The sequence below is a fragment of the Microbulbifer regidiadema (SeqCode) genome, from assembly GCF_052467605.1.
On the sequence record NZ_CP174316.1, the window covers coordinates 3,761,696 to 3,779,707 of the forward strand.

The 18,012-nt window shown below is 56.2% G+C and carries 16 protein-coding genes; 8 read left to right on the top strand and 8 right to left on the bottom strand.

Annotated elements, in window-relative coordinates; genetic code table 11:
• Positions 1-69: 69 nt before the first annotated feature.
• The gene (locus tag ACJJIF_RS16995) at positions 70-1,413 is read right to left on the bottom strand and encodes a peptidylprolyl isomerase (protein WP_444932373.1); all 1,344 of its coding nucleotides are present in this window, start codon (positions 1,411-1,413) and stop codon (positions 70-72) included.
• A complete protein-coding gene (locus tag ACJJIF_RS17000) occupies positions 1,413-4,001 on the bottom strand; it encodes an LPS-assembly protein LptD (protein WP_444929510.1) in 2,589 nt (862 codons plus the stop codon). The genes ACJJIF_RS16995 and ACJJIF_RS17000 overlap by 1 nt, the downstream gene beginning before the upstream one ends.
• Positions 4,002-4,299: 298 nt before the next feature.
• On the opposite strand from ACJJIF_RS17000, the gene ACJJIF_RS17005 reads away from it, so the two are divergent.
• The 7 genes from ACJJIF_RS17005 (at position 4,300) to trpC (ending at position 11,142) form a co-directional block, all read left to right on the top strand.
• Complete coding sequence (locus ACJJIF_RS17005) at positions 4,300-5,382, top strand: aminoglycoside phosphotransferase family protein (protein ID WP_444929511.1); 1,083 nt, start codon at positions 4,300-4,302, stop codon at positions 5,380-5,382.
• Positions 5,383-5,411: 29 nt separating this feature from the next.
• Entirely contained in the window at positions 5,412-6,119 is a 708-nt protein-coding gene (locus ACJJIF_RS17010; protein ID WP_444929512.1) for a nucleotidyltransferase family protein, read from the top strand.
• A gap of 19 nt (positions 6,120-6,138) precedes the next feature.
• Positions 6,139-6,801, top strand: a complete 663-nt coding sequence (gene rpe / locus ACJJIF_RS17015) for a ribulose-phosphate 3-epimerase (RefSeq protein WP_444929513.1) — start codon at positions 6,139-6,141, stop codon at positions 6,799-6,801.
• A 255-nt stretch (positions 6,802-7,056) separates the two neighbouring features.
• Positions 7,057-8,568: an anthranilate synthase component I gene (gene trpE, locus ACJJIF_RS17020; RefSeq protein ID WP_444929514.1), complete on the top strand. Its 1,512-nt coding sequence runs from the start codon at positions 7,057-7,059 to the stop codon at positions 8,566-8,568.
• 93 nt (positions 8,569-8,661) lie between these two features.
• A complete protein-coding gene (locus ACJJIF_RS17025; RefSeq protein WP_444929515.1) occupies positions 8,662-9,240 on the top strand; it encodes an anthranilate synthase component II in 579 nt (192 codons plus the stop codon).
• 61 nt (positions 9,241-9,301) lie between these two features.
• Entirely contained in the window at positions 9,302-10,351 is a 1,050-nt protein-coding gene (gene trpD, locus ACJJIF_RS17030) for an anthranilate phosphoribosyltransferase (RefSeq protein WP_444929516.1), read from the top strand.
• Complete coding sequence (gene trpC, locus ACJJIF_RS17035; protein ID WP_444932374.1) at positions 10,345-11,142, top strand: indole-3-glycerol phosphate synthase TrpC; 798 nt, start codon at positions 10,345-10,347, stop codon at positions 11,140-11,142. The genes trpD and trpC overlap by 7 nt, the downstream gene beginning before the upstream one ends.
• Positions 11,143-11,221: 79 nt before the next feature.
• On the opposite strand, the gene crp is transcribed toward trpC, so the two are convergent.
• Entirely contained in the window at positions 11,222-11,872 is a 651-nt protein-coding gene (gene crp, locus ACJJIF_RS17040) for a cAMP-activated global transcriptional regulator CRP (RefSeq protein WP_444929517.1), read from the bottom strand.
• Between the two features lie 299 nt (positions 11,873-12,171).
• Here crp and ACJJIF_RS17045 point away from each other — a divergent pair, with 299 nt between their 5' ends.
• On the top strand, positions 12,172-12,579 hold the full coding sequence (locus ACJJIF_RS17045; protein ID WP_444932375.1) for an OsmC family protein: 408 nt from the start codon (positions 12,172-12,174) through the stop codon (positions 12,577-12,579).
• Between the two features lie 79 nt (positions 12,580-12,658).
• Here the strand turns inward: ACJJIF_RS17045 and coq7 are convergent, their stop codons facing one another.
• From coq7 to dusB, 5 genes are all read right to left on the bottom strand, one after another.
• Positions 12,659-13,303 carry a 2-polyprenyl-3-methyl-6-methoxy-1,4-benzoquinone monooxygenase gene (coq7, locus tag ACJJIF_RS17050; protein WP_444929518.1) on the bottom strand — a complete coding sequence of 215 codons (645 nt, stop codon included), beginning with the start codon at positions 13,301-13,303 and terminating at the stop codon, positions 12,659-12,661.
• A 55-nt stretch (positions 13,304-13,358) separates the two neighbouring features.
• Entirely contained in the window at positions 13,359-14,663 is a 1,305-nt protein-coding gene (gene purD / locus ACJJIF_RS17055; RefSeq protein WP_444929519.1) for a phosphoribosylamine--glycine ligase, read from the bottom strand.
• Positions 14,664-14,854: 191 nt separating this feature from the next.
• Complete coding sequence (gene purH / locus ACJJIF_RS17060) at positions 14,855-16,426, bottom strand: bifunctional phosphoribosylaminoimidazolecarboxamide formyltransferase/IMP cyclohydrolase (protein ID WP_444929520.1); 1,572 nt, start codon at positions 16,424-16,426, stop codon at positions 14,855-14,857.
• A gap of 144 nt (positions 16,427-16,570) precedes the next feature.
• Positions 16,571-16,879 (bottom strand): DNA-binding transcriptional regulator Fis, encoded by a 309-nt coding sequence (gene fis, locus ACJJIF_RS17065; protein ID WP_020411495.1) that lies wholly within the window; start codon positions 16,877-16,879, stop codon positions 16,571-16,573.
• Positions 16,876-17,868, bottom strand: coding sequence for a tRNA dihydrouridine synthase DusB (gene dusB, locus ACJJIF_RS17070; RefSeq protein WP_444929521.1), 993 nt, complete (start codon positions 17,866-17,868; stop codon positions 16,876-16,878). Before dusB ends, fis begins: the two co-directional genes overlap by 4 nt.
• Positions 17,869-18,012 lie beyond the last annotated feature (144 nt).

The window sequence follows — 18,012 nt, forward strand, 5'->3', positions numbered from 1 at the left end:
TCTGTAACATTCCTGTGTCGACAAAAAAAAACCGGGCACAGGGCCCGGTCTCTCCCGCTAGAGCGGTGTTTATTTTTGGTTTTCTGAGTCCTTGGCGGTCTCGCTATCTGGCAGTTTAATCTCTACATAGGCCTGATCGCGAATCTCGCGGCGCCAGTTTTGCAGCTCTTCTTCATAGCGGCGATTGCGCAGCAGGTTGGCTGCCTGGTTGCGAATATACTGGTCGGTCATATCCTGCTTGCGGCGGTCCTCAACCTGGAGGATATGCCAGCCAAATTGGCTGCGGAAAGGCAGACTGATATCGCCGATTTCAGTTGAGTTCATGGCTTGAGTGAATTCGGGCACAAACTGACCGGGCATAGACCAGCCGAGATCGCCACCGGAGAGCATTGTGCCAATGTCCTCGGAGTTTTCGCGCGCCAGCTCGGCAAAGTTATCGCTGGTCATGGCCTCCTCGCGCAGGGCTATCAGTTTGTTATAGGCCTGGTCGTCAGTGAGAATGGCCGAGGGTTTGAGCAGGATATGGCGCACTTTGGTCTGCTCTACCAGCTGTTCGCTAGCGCCCTTCTGTGCGTGAATCTTCAGCAGGTGGAAACCCGCATCGCTGCGGAAGGGTTCAGTCACATCACCGGCTTTTAAGTCGGTTAGGGCCTCGGCAAACAGGGTGGGCAGCTCAACAGTCTTACGCCACCCCAGATCACCGCCAGAGAGGGCGTTTTGGCCGGCAGAGTTGGCGATTGCCAAGCGGCGGAAGTCGGCGCCGTCTCTGGCCTGTTCGGCCAGTTGTTCGGCTTTTTCTCGCGCCTGGGCCACTTCACTGGCGGGGGCGCTGGAGCTTACCGGAATCAGAATATGGCCCAGCTCAAATTCGGGAGATTTCCAAAATTCCCCCTCCTTGGAGCGCAGGAAGTTATCGATATCCTGGTCGCTAATCTGGATGCGGCGGTTGACACTGCCCTGCTCGACGCGGCGGATCATCAGCTCCTGGCGGATTTGCTGGCGAAAACTTTTCATGCTCATGCCATCTGCGCGCAGGCGCTGGCGAAAGACTTCGGGGCTGACCCCCGCATTCTGCTGCACCCTAGCGATAGCCTGGTCCAGTTCGGTTTCGGATACGGTGACACCTGCGCGGGAGGCCATCTGTAGCTGTAGGCGCTCGATAATCAGTTGCTCGAGTACCTGCCGGCGCAAAACCTCTAGCGGTGGGGCCTGTACCTGCTGGGCTTGGATCTGGCTGCTGATGGTATTCATGCGCTGGGCGAGTTCACTGGCCATCACAACATCGTCATCGACAACAGCGACTACCCGGTCAAGGTTCCTGACTTGTGCGGTGGCAGTTGCGGCGATCAGGGCGCCCGCTGCCAGTACAGATGTCAGGCCCAATTTCGGTACGAACTTCTTAATTATTCTCATCACTGTTTCAGCTCTTCTCTCTGATCAAAGTTGGCAATCCCCTGGGTCAGCATTTCTGTCACGGTTGAACCAAAGCCTGCTAAGCCTTTGAGTTCGACTTCCAGGTAAATACCCTCGTCGTACTCAAGGTCTTCAGCCGATACAACCCCTGCGAGATCATTGTCGAGTGTGCGTCGCCATACCAGTCGGGTACGGTAGCAGCAGTCGTCATATTCGATACCTGCGAGGTATTCCAGTTCCCGATTTAAAGTAAGATCATAGCTGGCACTCGCCATGAAGGAGGTGTGGGTCGTCAAGGGGAGGGCGGTCGAGGCATTCAGCTGGCTTACTGTTTCATCCTCGTCTTCATCTTCGTCCTCATCTGTGGAGTCCGGGCGCTCGTAGTAGTAGCTTAAGTTAAAGATTCGGAACTCATCGTCAAAATAGCGCAGGCTGAAGTTGCCCCGATTGATATTGTGTTCGCTGTCCTCATAGACCAGTTCAGTGCCCAGGCGCAGGGACTGGAATGGGCGGCTCTCGATGCGTGCAGCCAACTCCGACCGGGGGGTATCCTCGATATATGCGGTGCGGCCAATTTGGCGGTCGCTGGAGTAATAGATCTGCCCAATACTGGCGGAGAACAGGTCGCGGCCACTAATAGGGTCGATAAAGCGGGTTGTCAGACCCAGCGCGAGTCTGTCTGCATCATCGATCCGGTCGTTGCCGGTAAAGCGGCTGTCGCGGAACAGCTGGTCGTAGCTGAAGGTGTAGAGCGATGTGTCGTACAGTAGGTTGTTACTCTTTGAGTCGATGTTGTCGGCATCATCACTGATATCAAAGAAGTCGCTCTGATCGGCATTGCTGCTGATCAGGGTGAACAACCGTGGTTCCAAGGTCTGAACCAGCTCGCGCTCAAATAGGTGGCTGTCCCGCTCGAAGTAGAGCCCGGTGTCCAGGGTAAATTGGGCAGCGGCAGCGTCCGGGGTGTCGTTGGCACCTTCAGGCAGGAAATGATCGCTGACGCTATATGCGAGATAGCGGCCGGCTATCCCCGGCTTGAAGTACCCCCAGAGCCACTCTTTGTCCCAGTAGAACTCATAGTCAAGGCGCAGGCGATCTGCGCTGATAAAGTTCCGCGTTTCCTCGGTGACGCTATCGGGGTCATCGGTATCTTCGATGTAGCGAATCGTCTGCGTATCGCTGTGATTCCAACTGGTGAGTTCATTCTGCAAAGTCAGCAACCAGTCATCCCAGCGGTAGTCGCCGTCGATATCAAAACGGGGGTATTGGGCAAATACGTCGAAGGCGTCTTTTTCCAATACTTGGTAGTCCTGGGTGCGCAGTGTTGCCTTCCAGTGCTCGCTTCTCAGTGCTCCTTGGACTTTCTGTACCAGTCGGGTCTCGGCATTGACATCCAGGTTGGCGGTACTCAGATCGCGAAAATAGTCGGGGTCGCTGACCTTGGTGTAGTCGATATCGGTTCGCCAGATACTGCCACCGTAGCCCCCCTGCTGGTCCACACTGATCAGCCAGCGGTCTTCCCCTTTATTGGGGAGAACCAGATCCTCAGGAAAGCCCTCGTCAATAAGCTCCTGGGCGAGATCGTTGTTGCCGCCGTCGTCGTCGGGCAGGTTGGCCAGGCGGATCTCAGTACTGAACATCTCCGCCAGGTGGCGGAATTCAGCCTCCAGCCCGGCCCCGCGATACTGGATGTAGCGGGGGGAGATGGTGGCGTCCATCTGCGGGGCTATGTTCCAGTAGTAGGGAATGGCGAGGTCCCAGCCATTCTTGTCGCTGTTACTGAGCGTGGGAAACAGAAACCCGGACATGCGTGCATCGCCCACAGGGAAGCGGAAATACGGCATATATAAGATGGGCACATCGAGAATTTCCAGGCGCACATCCCGTGCCGTGCCCTGGCTTTCCACTTCATCGATATTGATCTCGGCACCGCTGAGTTGCCAGAACTCACGCCCGGGTTCGCAGCGGGTATAAGTGCCCTCAGTCAGGGTTAATTCACCGCTGGTTTGGCGTGCAACCAGCTCGGCTTCCCCGTGGATAAAAGCATCGTGAACTACATAGGTCGCATCCTCGATAGAGGCAGCTTCGCTGGTGGTATGGATCTCCGCCGAGGAGCCCCGGATTAACAAGCTGGGCTCTCGCAGTTCGATTGCGCCGTTTAGGGAGGCAATATTTTCCTGGCGATCCAATTTCGCCTGATCGGCAAATAGTTGCCGGTAGCCCTGGGTAATATGCACATTGCCGCTCAACTCGGCAGAGCCGTCCTCCAGCCATTGCGATTTTTCAGCGGTAGCCCGCAGGGGGGCCTCTTCTGGAGGGAGATCAGAGCCGCGATAGTTGCGCGCTGGTGCCACAAAAGCGCCGGAGCATACTGCCGGGAGTTTGGCTTGCTCCTCTGGGGTCAGCTCGGCGCGGGGCAACCAGTCCAGATACAAATAGGGGTTGTAGTTGGGGTCTGGATTCGGCTCGCTTTGATTAGCCTGCGCCCATAAGGGTTGCGCAGCGAGGAGGCCGAGGGCGACGGAGCGGGCTTGGGAGTTTTTAGCAATCGCCAGAGCGAGGCGACGCCACCGGGAGATTTCAAGCATCAAACGATATGTTCCAGCTATCTTTTAGTGTTTCTTTATCGATAGATACGTGCGACAGCTTTCGAGCCGGGGCGCGCAAAATCATCGCCCGATTCTACTTGAATGTAGAAGTGGTTAATAGCCGTAGCGGAACTGCAATGCTACAGAGTGGCTCCAGCCGAAGTGCAAATTATTTGGGACGTATCTACGGTTTTCTGCAAGGTAAAATCGCGCTTTGGGTAAATATAGTGGTGGCGCCGCTGGACGCAGAGGGGCTCAGGGTTAAAAATGCAGCTAGAAACAGTTGAGAAGTCACAAAATGAGCCTAAGATCGAGCGGTGAAGTTGAGCAGAGAGGTGAGATCGATTCCGACCCCAGACGCAGTGCATTGAGTGAGTGGGTTGGTGTTGCCCTGGGTATGGATAGCCCCGCTGATTTATTGGATTTGGCGGGGGACGCCGGATTTCGACGTTATTTCCGCACTCAAACTGAGCCGTCGCTGATCGCGGTCGATACCCCCCCTCAATTGACAAACCCCGCCCGCTTTGTAGCCCTGGCAGATTACCTGCGCAGCAATGGTATTCATACGCCGATGGTGGTTACCGCAGATACCGCAGAGGGCTATCTCCTGCTGGAAGATCTCGGGGATACCCAGTTGTACACTGTGCTTAACAACGACAGTGTCGAGGGTCTCTATGCCGAGGTTATGAGTGAACTTCTGTGCCTACAGCAAATTCCTTTCGAAGAGCAATTATTTCCAGCCTATAGCCGCGAACTGCTGCTTAAAGAAATGCGGATTATGCCAGAGTGGTTGATCCAAGAGTTACTGGGCTACAGGCTCAATGAGCGGGAAAAAAAATTGCTGGAGCAAACTTTCGAGCTGTTGCTCAACAGTGCAGAAGAGCAGCCCCAGCTTCTTGTTCACCGGGACTACCACAGTCGCAATCTGATGATACGCGATGGGGAGCGGCCGGGAATTATCGATTTTCAGGATGCGGTATGGGGCCCCGCCACCTATGATCTGGTGTCCCTGCTGCGAGATTGCTATATCCGCTGGCCCCGCGAGCGAGTCGAGCGCTGGGCACTGGCTTATGCCGCCACGGCTGAAGCGGCGGGTGTTATGCAGTCGGTAGATCCGCAGCTATATCTGCGCTGGTTCGATTGGATGGGGTTACAGCGCCATATTAAAGTGCTGGGCTTGTTCCCGCGCCTCAGCTTGCGCGACGGAAAACAGGGTTACCTACAGAACCTGCCGCTGGTAATTCGCTATGTTGTGGAAACCGCTGGGCGCTACCCTGAACTGAAGCCTTTTGCGGATTGGTTCGACGCTACTCTGCTACCGCAGATAGAGTCTCAGCCCTGGTATTGCGATTACCGCAGCGCCGGTGACTTGCCGAAGTAGGCTGCACAGAAACAGTACAGATTAATTTAATGAGTAAACCCACAAATAATCCCCCGCTCACTGCCATGGTATTGGCAGCGGGTTTTGGGCGCCGCATGCGCCCCTTAACTGATCAAACTCCCAAGCCCCTATTACCGCTTGCCGGCAAGCCGCTGATTGAATATGCGCTTGAGCGCCTAGCGGCTATCGGTGTGCAAAAAGTAGTGATTAATTTGGGCTATTTAGGCCCTAAAATTCGCCAGCAGCTCGGTTCCGGATCTCGCTGGGGGCTGGATATTCACTACTCTGTCGAGCGTGAAGAGGAGCCGCTGGAAACTGCCGGAGGCATTCTCAAAGCGCTGCCTCTGCTCGGGAACTCCCCTTTTTTAGTGGTTAATGGCGATGTCTGGTGTGATTACGACCTGTCGCAATGGATAGAGCGGCCGCTGCCGGAGGATTGCCCGGGGCGCCTGCTGATGGTTCCCAATCCCCCCCATAACCCGGATGGAGACTTCGGCATAGAGGGTGGTTTGCTATCGGGCAGTGCTAAGCCCCGCTATACCTTTGCCGGTATTAGCTGGCTGCGAGCCGAAACCCTCACCGAATACCCCAAGCGCCGCGAGTGTTTTGGGCTTGGGGAAGTGTTCGCTTTTAATGAAGACAGCTTACAGGCCGAGCTCTATCGCGGTGACTGGTGCGATGTGGGCACCCCCGAGCGCCTGGAAAAATTAGATCGCCGACTGACTGGCGAAAGTTGAGTTACCAAAGGATATTCTGATGTCAGATTACAAGATTGCGCCCTCTATTCTCTCCGCAAATTTTGCCCGCCTGGGTGAAGAGGTGGACAATGTGCTGGCCGCTGGAGCGGACTGGGTGCATTTTGATGTGATGGACAATCACTACGTGCCCAACCTGACCATTGGTCCTATGGTGTGCCAGGCACTGCGCAAACACGGTGTCGAGGCGCCCATTGATGTCCACCTGATGGTGGAGCCCGTAGACGATATGATTCGTATGTTTGCCGATGCTGGCGCCACCTATATTACCTTTCACCCGGAAGCCTCGCGCCACCCGGATCGCTCTCTGCAACTGATCCGCAGCCTCGGCTGCAAGGCCGGCTTGGTCTTTAACCCCGCCAGTGGTCTCGATGCCGCCAAGTATGTGATGGACAAGCTGGATATGATCCTGCTGATGTCGGTAAACCCGGGCTTTGGCGGGCAGAAGTTTATTCCCAGCACCCTGACCAAGTTGAAAGAAGCTCGCAAACTGATTGAAGAGTCTGGCTTTGATATTCGCCTCGAGATCGACGGCGGGGTAAATCGTGACAATATTGCCGAAATTGCCGCAGCTGGAGCAGATACCTTTGTGGCAGGTTCTGCCATCTTTAACACCCCGGACTACGCTGAAGTAATTACAGCCATGCGCAAGAGTTTGGCTTAATTTACAAAACCGGCGGGCAATCTCTTGCCCGCCGTAGACGGAATTTGCTAACTTGTATGTCCGCACAAAAGGAATAGTGCGCCTACATTGAGGGAATTCCCGTGAATCATACTTTCTTCCTAACAAACAGTTGGCGATGGCGCCACTGACCCGCTGAAGCCCGATCGAACATGGCGATTGGGGCCCCCTTGCCGTGGGCGCTGCTTACTGTTTTCCAGCGCCAATCAAACAAATGAAAAATTGATCGGAGTCTCCATGACCCCTACTGAATACGCTCAACTTGCGTCTGAAGGTTATAACCGTATCCCTCTGGTAAGGCGCGTACTGGCGGATATTGAAACGCCACTGTCCACCTATTTGAAACTGGCCGAGGGGCACTATAGCTACCTGCTGGAATCAGTTCAGGGTGGAGAGAAGTGGGGGCGCTACTCCATTATTGGCCTGCCTGCGCGCACTCTGCTCAGGGTCAAGGGCACAGAGATTACTGTGGAAACGGATGGCGAGGTTGTCGAGAGCCGCAGCGCCGCCGATCCCCTGGCATTTGTTGAGCAGTTTCAGCAGCGCTACAAGGTGCCTGAACTAGCGGATTTGCCGCGATTTAACGGTGGCCTGGTCGGTTATTTTGGTTACGACTGTGTGCGCTATATCGAACCGCGCCTGGCGGGTAGCACACCGCCGGATACCCTGGGTAACCCGGATATCCTGTTGATGGTCAGCGATGAGTTGGTGGTTTTCGATAATCTCGCCGGTGCAGTTATTCTGATTGTCCACGCGGATACCGGCGAACAAGCGGCCTATGAAAAAGCCCAGCAGCGCTTGGATCAACTGGTAACCAAACTGGCACAGCCACTGCCGGATACGGTGCCCCTCGACTTACATGGGCGCGGGATTGATGAGAGTGAATTTCAGTCCCACTTTGGCGAGGACAATTTCAAAGCGGCGGTGGACCGGGTTAAGGAGTATGTGCTCGCCGGTGATGTGATGCAGGTGGTGCCTTCCCAGCGCCTGTCGGCCCCTTTTGAGGCGCCGCCGCTGAATTTTTACCGCGCCCTGCGCAGTTTAAATCCATCGCCGTATATGTATTTTCTCGACCTGGGCGACCACCATGTGGTGGGCTCCAGCCCAGAGATTCTGGTGCATCTGGAAGAGGGTAAAATGACGGTGCGGCCCCTGGCGGGAACCCGTCACCGGGGTGCCACTGAGGAGGAAGACCAGGCCCTGGAGAAGGAGTTGCTGGCAGACCCGAAAGAACTGGCCGAACACCTGATGCTGATTGACCTGGGGCGCAACGACATAGGGAGGGTGGCCGACACTGGCAGCGTTAAAGTTACCGACCAGATGTTTGTCGAACGCTACTCCCACGTGATGCATATTACCTCCAATGTTGTCGGCCAACTCAAGCCGGGTCTCAGCGCTATGGACGCGCTGCGCGCAGCACTGCCGGCCGGCACCCTGTCGGGCGCGCCCAAGATTCGCGCGATGGAAATTATCGATGAACTGGAACCGGAGAAGCGCGGTATTTATGGCGGTGCGGTGGGTTATCTGGCATGGAATGGCAATATGGATACGGCCATTGCCATTCGCACTGCGGTAATCAAGGAGGGTAAGCTGTATGTGCAGGCGGGGGCCGGCCTGGTAGCGGACTCCGACCCGCAGTCAGAGTGGAATGAAACCATGAATAAGGCCCGAGCGCTTTTCCGCGCCGCCGGTATGGCGCTGGCCAAGAGTAGTGACCCTGTAGAGGTCGAGCAAGATGAGCGAAGTTAATATTTCCCAAACACTGACCCAGGCCTCTCTCGCACGCCTGCAAAACGTAAGACAAGAATTCAGTGATCAGCCAGAGGCTAAGGGGGCCGCGCTATGATTTTAATGATCGATAACTACGACTCCTTTACCTGGAACGTGGTGCAGTACCTGGAGGAGCTGGGTGCGCAAGTGCTGGTGAAGCGCAATGACGAAATCACACTGAATGAGATCGAGGCAATGGCCCCGGAAAAAATTGTGATTTCACCGGGACCCTGTACCCCCAATGAGGCGGGTATTTCTCTCGATACCATTCGCCGTTTTGCCGGCAGTATCCCTATTTTGGGTATCTGTCTGGGGCACCAGAGTATCGGCCAGGTATTCGGTGGCAGGGTGGTGCGTGCCCGCCAGGTTATGCACGGCAAAACCTCCCCCATAGTGCACAATAATTTGGGGGTGTTTCACGGCTTGTCCAATCCCTTCGAGGCCACCCGCTACCACTCCCTGGTGGTGGAAAAAAATAGTTTGCCGGAGTGTCTGGAGGTGACCGCCTGGACTGAGACAGAAAGCGGTGAGATCGATGAAATTATGGGATTGCGTCACCGAGAATTGGCGATAGAGGGCGTACAGTTTCACCCAGAGTCAATTCTCACCATGCATGGTCACGATATGCTGAGAAACTTTATCGAGTCTTAATCACTTCGGGGCGAGTCTATCTCGCCACAATCAATAACCAGAACTGGGCAAAGGGGGAAATATGAATATTCAACAGGCCATTGCCAAACTGGTGGATGGTGAGCACCTCACCCGTGCAGAGATGCGCGAAGCGCTGGGCCAAATCATGCGTGGCGAAGCGCTGGAATCACAGATAGGTGCGCTACTTATCGCACTGCGTATTCGCGGCGAAACGGTCGATGAAATTGTCGGCGCGGTGGAAACCATGCGTGAACTGGCGGTAAAAGTTGCCCTGAATCTGGACAATACCGTTGATATTGTCGGCACCGGCGGAGATGGTGCCAACCTGTTCAATGTCTCCAGTGCCAGCAGCTTTGTCGCTGCTGCCGCCGGGGCCAAGGTTGCCAAACACGGCAACCGCTCTGTCTCTTCCAGTAGTGGTTCGGCTGATCTTCTGGAGCGCGCCGGGGTATTTCTGGAATTGAGCCCGGTGCAAATGGCCCGCTGTGTGGAGACCATCGGTATCGGTTTTATGTTTGCGCCCAGTTTCCACAATGCCATGCGTCATGTGGGGCCCGCGCGCAAGGCGCTGGGTCTACGCACTATTTTTAATCTGCTCGGACCAATGACCAACCCCGCCGGCGTCAAGCGCAAGGTAATCGGTGTTTACGACAAGCGCTACTGCCGATTACTGGCTGAGGTTTTACAGGAACTCGGCTCAGAGCATGTGCTGGTGTTGCACAGTGAGGACGGCCTGGATGAGGCCAGTATTGCTGCGGATACTTTTGCGGTGGAATTAAAAGATGGCCGCCTGCGGGAATACACCCTCAAACCCGAGGACTTTGGCCTGCCGCGCCGCGATCTCTCCGGTCTCAGCGTTTCCGGTTCCGAGGATTCCCTGGCATTAATTCGCGATGCGCTGGGCAAGCGCGCAACGGAGGCCGGGCGTAAAGCGGCGGATATTATTGCCCTCAATGCGGGCCTGGCCATTTATGTCAGCGGGGTGGCACACTCCGCAGAGCAGGGGGTTGCCATGGCGCAAGACGCTATCGACAGCGGTCTTGCCGGAGAAAAAATCAATGATCTCGCTGCATTCACCAGTGCATTTCGCCCAGAGGAAATCCAATCGTGAGTACCCCGACTATTTTAAAAACTATTGTCGAACGCAAATGGCAAGAGATTGCCGAGCGCAAGGCTGAGCGCTCCATCGAAGAAGTTCGCCTGCGCGCTGGGGATCAGCAACCGGCGAGGGGATTTGTCGATGCCCTGGATCAAAAAATTGCCAGTGGTGAAGCTGCGGTTATTGCCGAAATTAAAAAAGCCTCCCCCAGTAAAGGGGTGCTTCGCGAGGATTTCCTTCCCGCAGAAATTGCCACCAGCTATGAAAAAGGCGGGGCTGCTTGTCTGTCGGTACTGACCGATGTGGACTTTTTCCAGGGTGCGGATAATTACTTACAGCAGGCTCGTGACGCGGTGCGCCTACCGGTATTGCGCAAGGATTTCACCGTTGACCCCTACCAGATCTATGAGGCTCGCGCGATTGGAGCGGACTGTATCCTGCTGATTGCGGCCTGTCTGGAAGATCCGCAGATGCAGGATCTCAATGGGCTCGCTTTGGAATTGGGTCTGGATGTTTTGGTTGAGGTGCATAATCAAAAAGAATTGGAGAGAGCCCTGGCGCTGCCCAATCGTTTAATCGGCATCAATAATCGCAACCTGCACACCTTTGATGTGCAGCTGGAAAATACCTTTAAGTTACTGGACCTGATCCCCGAAGACCGCCTGGTAGTTACGGAAAGTGGTATTCATACCACCGACGATGTCGCGGCGATGCGCGGCCATAACGTCAATGCTTTCCTGGTGGGAGAGGCGTTTATGCGCGAGGCGGAGCCGGGCAGAAAGCTGATGGAAATGTTTAACTGATCGCTTGCTCCAGTAGTAAAAATAAAAAAGGGCGATGTAAAAATCGCCCTTTTTTTATCCGGTGCCTGTGCTCGCGTTACTAGCGGGTACCGTATACCACCATGGTTTTACCTTTAACCGAAACCAGACCCTGTTCCTCCAGGGTTTTTAATACGCGGCCGACCATTTCCCGGGAGCAACCGACAATGCGGCCAATTTCCTGGCGGGTAATTTTTATTTGCATGCCCTCGGGGTGAGTCATGGCATCCGGCTCGTTGCAGAGGTCGAGCAGGGTGCGAGCGACGCGTCCGGTAACATCCAGGAAGGCGAGATCGCCCACTTTGCGGGTGGTGTTGCGCAGGCGGCCGGCCATTTGGGTGGCCAGCGCAAAAAGAAATTCCGGGTGTTGGCGAGTGAGCTCCTGGAACTTGGTGTAGGAGATTTCCGCCACTTCACATTCGGTTTTAGTGCGCACCCAGGCACTGCGGGTGTCCTGATCGAACAGGCCCATCTCACCGAAAAAGTCCCCATCATTTAGATAGGCGACAATCATTTCACGGCCTTCATCGTCCTCAATAAGAACGGTCACAGAACCGCGCATAATGAAATAAAGGGATTCACAGCGGTCGCCAGCATAAATAATCGTGCTCTTGGCCGGGTAGCGGCGCCGGTGGCAGTGGGCCAGAAAGTCTTCAATATTGCCGATAGTCATAGGGTCTTCGATAGCAACCGTCACGGATTCATTCCTCATTTTTTGTCTTGTGCCCTATCCCGGCTTTAGCAGCTGAGCACTATTGAATTATCGCGCGAAAACCGAGTCCCCAACAGGGGCTGACTGCGGCAAAGTCCCGCAGTGTGATCTGTGACACTATGGCATCGATTGATCTGGGTCAGCCAGGCAGCGGTATGTTCGTTGAAAACACCGGAACCTATGTCACCGGGCTCTCGCACGGAGGCGTTTCAGACACTATACCGGAAACTGCCAGGCGTCGGGATAGCGTTGTCCAATATGCTAAGCTTCGCCGCCTAAATTTTAACGGGAGTGGAGTGATGCAGGGGAAAGTAACCTGGGTAAATGATTTAACTTTTGTCGGTGAAGCCGGTAGCGGTAATTCAGTCGTTATGGAAGGTGGTCGCACAAATAATGGCGTGCGCCCGATGGAAATGATTTTGTTGGGTGTGGGTGGCTGTGCCGCTTACGATGTGGTGAGCATTTTACAGAAGGCGCGACAGGACATTATTTCCTGTCACTGCGAGCTCGAAGGTAGGCGCCCGGATAGCACACCATCACCGTTCGAGCGCATAGAAATGAAGTTTGTGGTGCGCGGTCGCGGATTAAAAGAGTCCCATGTGGCTCGCGCGGTGGAACTCTCCGCAGAGAAGTACTGCTCTGCGTCTATTATGTTGCGCAATGCGGGCGTCGAGATAGTACACAGCTATAGCGTCGAGGAAGCTTGAAGGGATAATTGGTCAGAACGGGAGGGTACGGGCGTAACCTCCCTGAAATCCAAGCCGGTTTAACCGGCCAGGGTGGCGGTCAGATTTTATAACTGGCCGAGGTCATCACCTTGGATACCAGCGACATCACCCCTTTTACCGGGGCGGGGAAGCGCGCGCCACCGGCGGCCAGCGCGGCGTGGGCGTGCTCATCTTCGTCGATCAACATCTGTTCCACCACCGCACGGCTTCTCTTGTCGTCGGCGGGAAGCTGCTCTAAGTGGCTCTCTAGGTGTTTACACACCTGATCTTCCGTAGCGGCGACAAAGCCGAGGCTGATCCGGTCGCTGATTTTACCGGCGGCGGCACCGAGACCAAAAGACATGCCGTACCACAGGGGATTGAGCAGGCTGGGGCGGCTGTCCAATTCCTTCAGGCGCTGCTCACACCAAGCCAGATGGTCGATCTCCTCGTCGGCAGCGCGCTCCATCTCCCCCCGTACCTCGGGCAATTTAGCCGTCAGGGCCTGGCCCTGGTAGAGCGCCTGGGCGCAGACTTCGCCGCTGTGGTTGACCCGCATAAGGCCGGCGGCGTGCTTGCGCTCGCGCTCGCTGAGATCGGCCTCGGCCTCCCCCTTGGCGGGAGAGGCTCTGCCGTGACAGGGCTCGCCGGGGCTCAGGGTGCGCAGAGCCCGATCGGCCTGAATTAGCAGGCGGTCGAGTCCGCTGAGGTTGCGTTTGCTCATAGTATTCTGCTCCCTAGCGCGGCGGCCGCTGGCGCGCGGCCGCCGGTGCCGGCTGTTAGTCCTGCTGCTCGGCAGAAACCTTTTCTCTTTCGATTGCGCGGTAGCCGATATCTTTGCGGAAGAACACGCCGTCCCAGTAGATAGCCCGGGCCGACTCGTAGGCGCTTTCCTGCGCTTCGGCGACGGTATTGCCCAGCGCCGTGGCACACAGCACCCGCCCGCCATTGGTGACTACGCGCTCACCGTCCAGTGCGGTACCGGCGTGGAAGACTTTGGCGTTGTCGCTGTCCGCCTTTTCCAGACCGCTGATGGCATCGCCTTTGCGGTAGCTGCCGGGATAGCCGTGCGCGGCAAGGACCACGCCCAGGGCCGGGCGGGGGTCCCACTCAGCAGTGACAGTGTCCAGCTTCTTGTCTAGAGCGGCCATACACAGGTCGACCAGGTCTGATTTCAGGCGAATCATAATTGGCTGGGTTTCCGGATCGCCAAAGCGGCAGTTGTACTCGATAACCTTTGGAGTACCGTCGCTGTCGATCATCAGACCGGCGTAGAGGAAACCGGTGTAAGGCGTACCTTCGGAAGCGAGACCTTTAACGGTGGGCTCGATAACCTCTTGCATAATGCGCTGGTAAATGGTGTCGGTCACTACCGGTGCCGGGGAGTAGGCGCCCATACCGCCGGTATTGGGGCCGGTATCACCATCGCCCACGCGTTTGTGATCCTGACTGGTGGCCATCGGCAGGATGTTTTCACCATCCACCATCACGATAAAGCTCGCTTCCTCGCCCTGCAGGAACTCCTCGATTACCACGCGGCAGCCGGCTTCACCAAAGGCGTTTCCAGACAGCATATCGCGTACGGCGAGTTCAGCCTGCTCTTCGGTTTCGGCAACGATTACCCCCTTGCCCGCAGCCAAGCCGTCGGCTTTAACTACGATGGGCGCGCCGCGCTCGCGAATATAGGCAACCGCCGGCTCCACTTCGGTGAAATTGCGGTAGGCAGCGGTGGGGATTTTGTGGCGCTCGAGGAAGTCCTTGGTAAAGGCTTTGGAGCCCTCCAGTTGCGAGGCGCCTTTGCTGGGGCCAAAAATGGCGAGGCCACGGGCATTAAAGAAATCGACAACGCCGTCTACCAGCGGCGCTTCCGGGCCGACAATCGTTAGTTCTACGCCGTTTTCCTCGGCGAAATCTGCCAGGGCGGCGAAGTTATCCACACCGATCGCGATATTTTCCAGCTTGGGTTCGCGGGCAGTGCCGGCGTTGCCCGGGGCAACGTAGACGGTGCCGACACTTGGGTTTTGCGCTGCTTTCCACGCCAGGGCGTGCTCGCGGCCACCTGATCCGATAACCAATACGTTCATTCTTAAATCCCCCTAAGTCGACCGATCCGGTCCATTACACAGGTTATAGGTGTGCTAGTTTAACGTGGAATTGATCCTCGGGCCTGAGTCGCGCCCCTGGATTCCAATGATTTGTGCGGGTTGGAGAGGGTAGATACCTTCCAACCCGCTGATCATAGCCCGCAATATTAAGTCTGTGCGGGCGCACGATCTTAGTGGCGGAAGTGGCGCATACCGGTAAATACCATAGCCATATTGTGCTCGTCCGCTGCGGCGATCACCTCTTCATCGCGCATGGAGCCGCCGGGCTGGATAACCGCTTGGATACCGACAGCGGCAGCGTTATCGATGCCGTCGCGGAAGGGGAAGAAGGCATCGGAGGCCATAACAGACCCGGCCACGGCGAGGCCGGCGTGCTCGGCCTTGATCGCGGCGATACGTGCGGAGTTTACGCGGCTCATCTGGCCGGCGCCCACACCCACAGTGCGACCGTCTTTGCCGTATACGATGGCATTGGATTTTACGAACTTGGCCACTTTCCAGGTAAACAGCAGATCGCGGATTTCCTCTTCAGTGGGCTGGCGCTTGGAGACTACTTTCAGGTCGGCAGCGGTGATCAGGCCGTCGTCGCGGTCCTGAACTAGCAGGCCGCCATTAACGCGCTTGTAGTCCAGTGTCGGGGTGCGCTCGCTGCTCCACTGGCCGCATACCAGCAGGCGCAGGTTCTTCTTCTCGGCCACGGCCTGTTTGGCCTCCTCGGAGACTGACGGCGCGATGATCACTTCAACAAACTGCCGCTCGACGATAGCGCGGGCAGTGGCACCATCGAGCTCGCGGTTGAAGGCGATGATACCGCCGAAGGCGGACTCGCTGTCGGTCGCGAAGGCCAGGTCGTAGGCCTTGTGAATATCTTCAGCGATCGCCACACCACAGGGGTTGGCGTGCTTGACGATCACACAGGCGGGTTGCTCGAAGGACTTGACGCACTCCAGCGCGGCATCGGTATCGGCGATATTGTTGTAGGACAGCTCTTTGCCCTGCAGCTGGGTGGCGGTGGAAATGCTGGCCTCGGCCGGGTTGGCTTCGGTGTAGAAAGCGGATTTCTGGTGCGGGTTCTCACCGTAGCGCAGATCCAGTTTCTTGATAAATTGGCTGTTGTAGGTGCGCGGGAACAGCTGCTTTTCTTCGCCTTTAATAGCGCCCAGGTAATTGGCGATAGCACCGTCGTAGCCCGCAGTGTGTTCGAAGGCTTTTACCGCCAGATCAAAGCGGCTGGCGTGGTTCAGGGCACCATCGTTAGCTTTCATCTCCTCGATGATATTGCCGTAATCGCTGGCATTGACCACGATGGTGACATCTTTGTGGTTCTTGGCGGCTGCGCGAACCATGGTGGGGCCGCCGATATCGATATTCTCGATAGCGTCTTCGAGGGAGCAGTCGGGCTTGGCAACGGTTTGAGCGAAGGGGTAGAGGTTCACCACTACCATATCGATCGGGGTGATATCGTGCTCGCCCATAATGGCGTCATCGGTGCCACGGCGTCCCAGAATGCCGCCGTGTACTTTCGGGTGCAGAGTTTTGACTCGACCGTCCATCATTTCGGGGAAACCGGTGTAATCGGAAACCTCTACCACGGGAATACCCGCTTCCTTGAGCTGGCGGTGGGTTCCGCCGGTGGAAAGAATCTCAACCCCCATTGCGGAGAGCTGTTGGGCGAACTCTACAATGCCACTCTTGTCTGAGACACTAATTAGAGCGCGGCGGATGGAAACCTTGTCTGTCATTGCACTTGATCCAACTGGTTTTCGAAAAGGATGTTTAAAGGGTTTTAGCGGCTTATCCACTGTGACAGCAAAAATGCTGCCGGGAAAATAGCGAAGGGGGATGAGTTACCTCATCCCCCTTCAAAAATTCGCTCGGTTGGCAGCTTACAGCAGGCCGTAGCGCTTCAGCTTCTTGCGCAGGGTGCCACGGTTGAGACCCAGTAATTGCGCGGCGCGGGTCTGGTTGTGGCGGGTATATTTCATTACCACTTCGAGCATGGGCGCTTCGATCTCTGATAGCACCATGTCGTAGACATCGGTCACCATCTGGCCATCCAGGTGGCGGAAGTAGTTCTCCATTGCGTGCTCGACGGCATCGCGCAGGGACTGCTGCTGTGGCTGTGCCAGCTGAGTCTGCCCCCTGGAGGATACTTCTTCATTGCCAGTATCCGGAATCAATACTTCGTTATTCATGCCGCTTGTGCCCCTCTCGTTATTCGGCGTTCAAACCACTCGTGAACGCTGGCATGTTGTACTTCTGCACTCTCTATTTGGAAAAAGGTCTTGCGGAAGGACTCGCTGTTTGCGAGCGTCTTCAAGTACCAGCCCACATGTTTGCGAGCGATACGGACCCCCATCACCTCACCGTAGAATCGGTGTAGTTCACCCAAATGGGCGAGCAAAATATTCCTGACTTCATCCAATGTCGGTTCGGGTAGCCGCTCGCCGGTGGCGAGATAGTGGGCTATTTCCCGAAAAATCCATGGTCGTCCCTGTGCTGCACGGCCAATCATGACCGCTGATGCGCCAGTGTAATCGAGCACCTCTCGGGCTCTCTCAGCACTGCAGATGTCGCCATTGGCAAAAACCGGGATTTTTACCCTGGATACAATTTCGGCAATGGTATCGAATTCAGCCTGTCCGTGGTAGCCGCAGGCGCGAGTGCGACCGTGAACCGCCAGTGCTGCGATCCCGGCATCCTCGGCCATTTTGGCTACAGTGACGCCATTGCGGGAATCCGGGCACCAGCCGGTGCGGATTTTCAGCGTCACCGGGACGGAAACAGACTGGACCACGGCTTGAAGAATATCCGCAACCAGCTTCTCATCCCGCAGCAGGGCGGAGCCCGCTGCTTTCTTACACACCTTTTTTGCCGGGCAGCCCATATTAATATCGATGATTTGCGCGCCGCGACGAGCATTTTCCCGAGCGGCTTGCGCCATCATCTCGGGATCGCCGCCGGCGATCTGCACCGATATGGGTGCCGCTTCGCCACCGTGATCCAGGCGCAAGCGCGACTTGCGGCTGTTCCACAGGCGAGTGTCCGAGGTCACCATCTCCGAAACCACCAATCCGGCACCGAGTTCTCGGCACAGCTGGCGGAAGGGGCGGTCGGTGACGCCGGCCATGGGCGCCAGAATTACCGGGTTGTCGATAATATAGGGGCCAATGGCAGTAGACACGGTAGCTCCATGTGGGCTGAAGGAAGGGCAATTGGTGCCCCGGCAAAACGGCCGCCTATGATAGCGGCTGGCCCGTTAATGGCAAAGCGAAAAAGCGGGCAATTTGATCGATCGCTGTCCACTTAGCCTGCGGAATGCGCAGGT

What these genes read in the sequence shown, in the direction of transcription:
- ACJJIF_RS17010 (WP_444929512.1), top strand. Translation starts at nt 5,412, where the DNA reads ATGAGTAAACCCACAAATAATCCCCCGCTCACTGCCATGGTATTGGCA.
- coq7 (WP_444929518.1), bottom strand. Translation starts at nt 13,303, where the DNA reads ATGAGCAAACGCAACCTCAGCGGACTCGACCGCCTGCTAATTCAGGCC.
- trpD (WP_444929516.1), top strand. Translation starts at nt 9,302, where the DNA reads ATGAATATTCAACAGGCCATTGCCAAACTGGTGGATGGTGAGCACCTC.
- ACJJIF_RS16995 (WP_444932373.1), bottom strand. Translation starts at nt 1,413, where the DNA reads ATGAGAATAATTAAGAAGTTCGTACCGAAATTGGGCCTGACATCTGTA.
- fis (WP_020411495.1), bottom strand. Translation starts at nt 16,879, where the DNA reads ATGAATAACGAAGTATTGATTCCGGATACTGGCAATGAAGAAGTATCC.
- ACJJIF_RS17045 (WP_444932375.1), top strand. Translation starts at nt 12,172, where the DNA reads ATGCAGGGGAAAGTAACCTGGGTAAATGATTTAACTTTTGTCGGTGAA.
- crp (WP_444929517.1), bottom strand. Translation starts at nt 11,872, where the DNA reads ATGAGGAATGAATCCGTGACGGTTGCTATCGAAGACCCTATGACTATC.
- rpe (WP_444929513.1), top strand. Translation starts at nt 6,139, where the DNA reads ATGTCAGATTACAAGATTGCGCCCTCTATTCTCTCCGCAAATTTTGCC.
- purD (WP_444929519.1), bottom strand. Translation starts at nt 14,663, where the DNA reads ATGAACGTATTGGTTATCGGATCAGGTGGCCGCGAGCACGCCCTGGCG.
- ACJJIF_RS17000 (WP_444929510.1), bottom strand. Translation starts at nt 4,001, where the DNA reads ATGCTTGAAATCTCCCGGTGGCGTCGCCTCGCTCTGGCGATTGCTAAA.
- purH (WP_444929520.1), bottom strand. Translation starts at nt 16,426, where the DNA reads ATGACAGACAAGGTTTCCATCCGCCGCGCTCTAATTAGTGTCTCAGAC.
- ACJJIF_RS17025 (WP_444929515.1), top strand. Translation starts at nt 8,662, where the DNA reads ATGATTTTAATGATCGATAACTACGACTCCTTTACCTGGAACGTGGTG.
- ACJJIF_RS17005 (WP_444929511.1), top strand. Translation starts at nt 4,300, where the DNA reads ATGAGCCTAAGATCGAGCGGTGAAGTTGAGCAGAGAGGTGAGATCGAT.
- trpE (WP_444929514.1), top strand. Translation starts at nt 7,057, where the DNA reads ATGACCCCTACTGAATACGCTCAACTTGCGTCTGAAGGTTATAACCGT.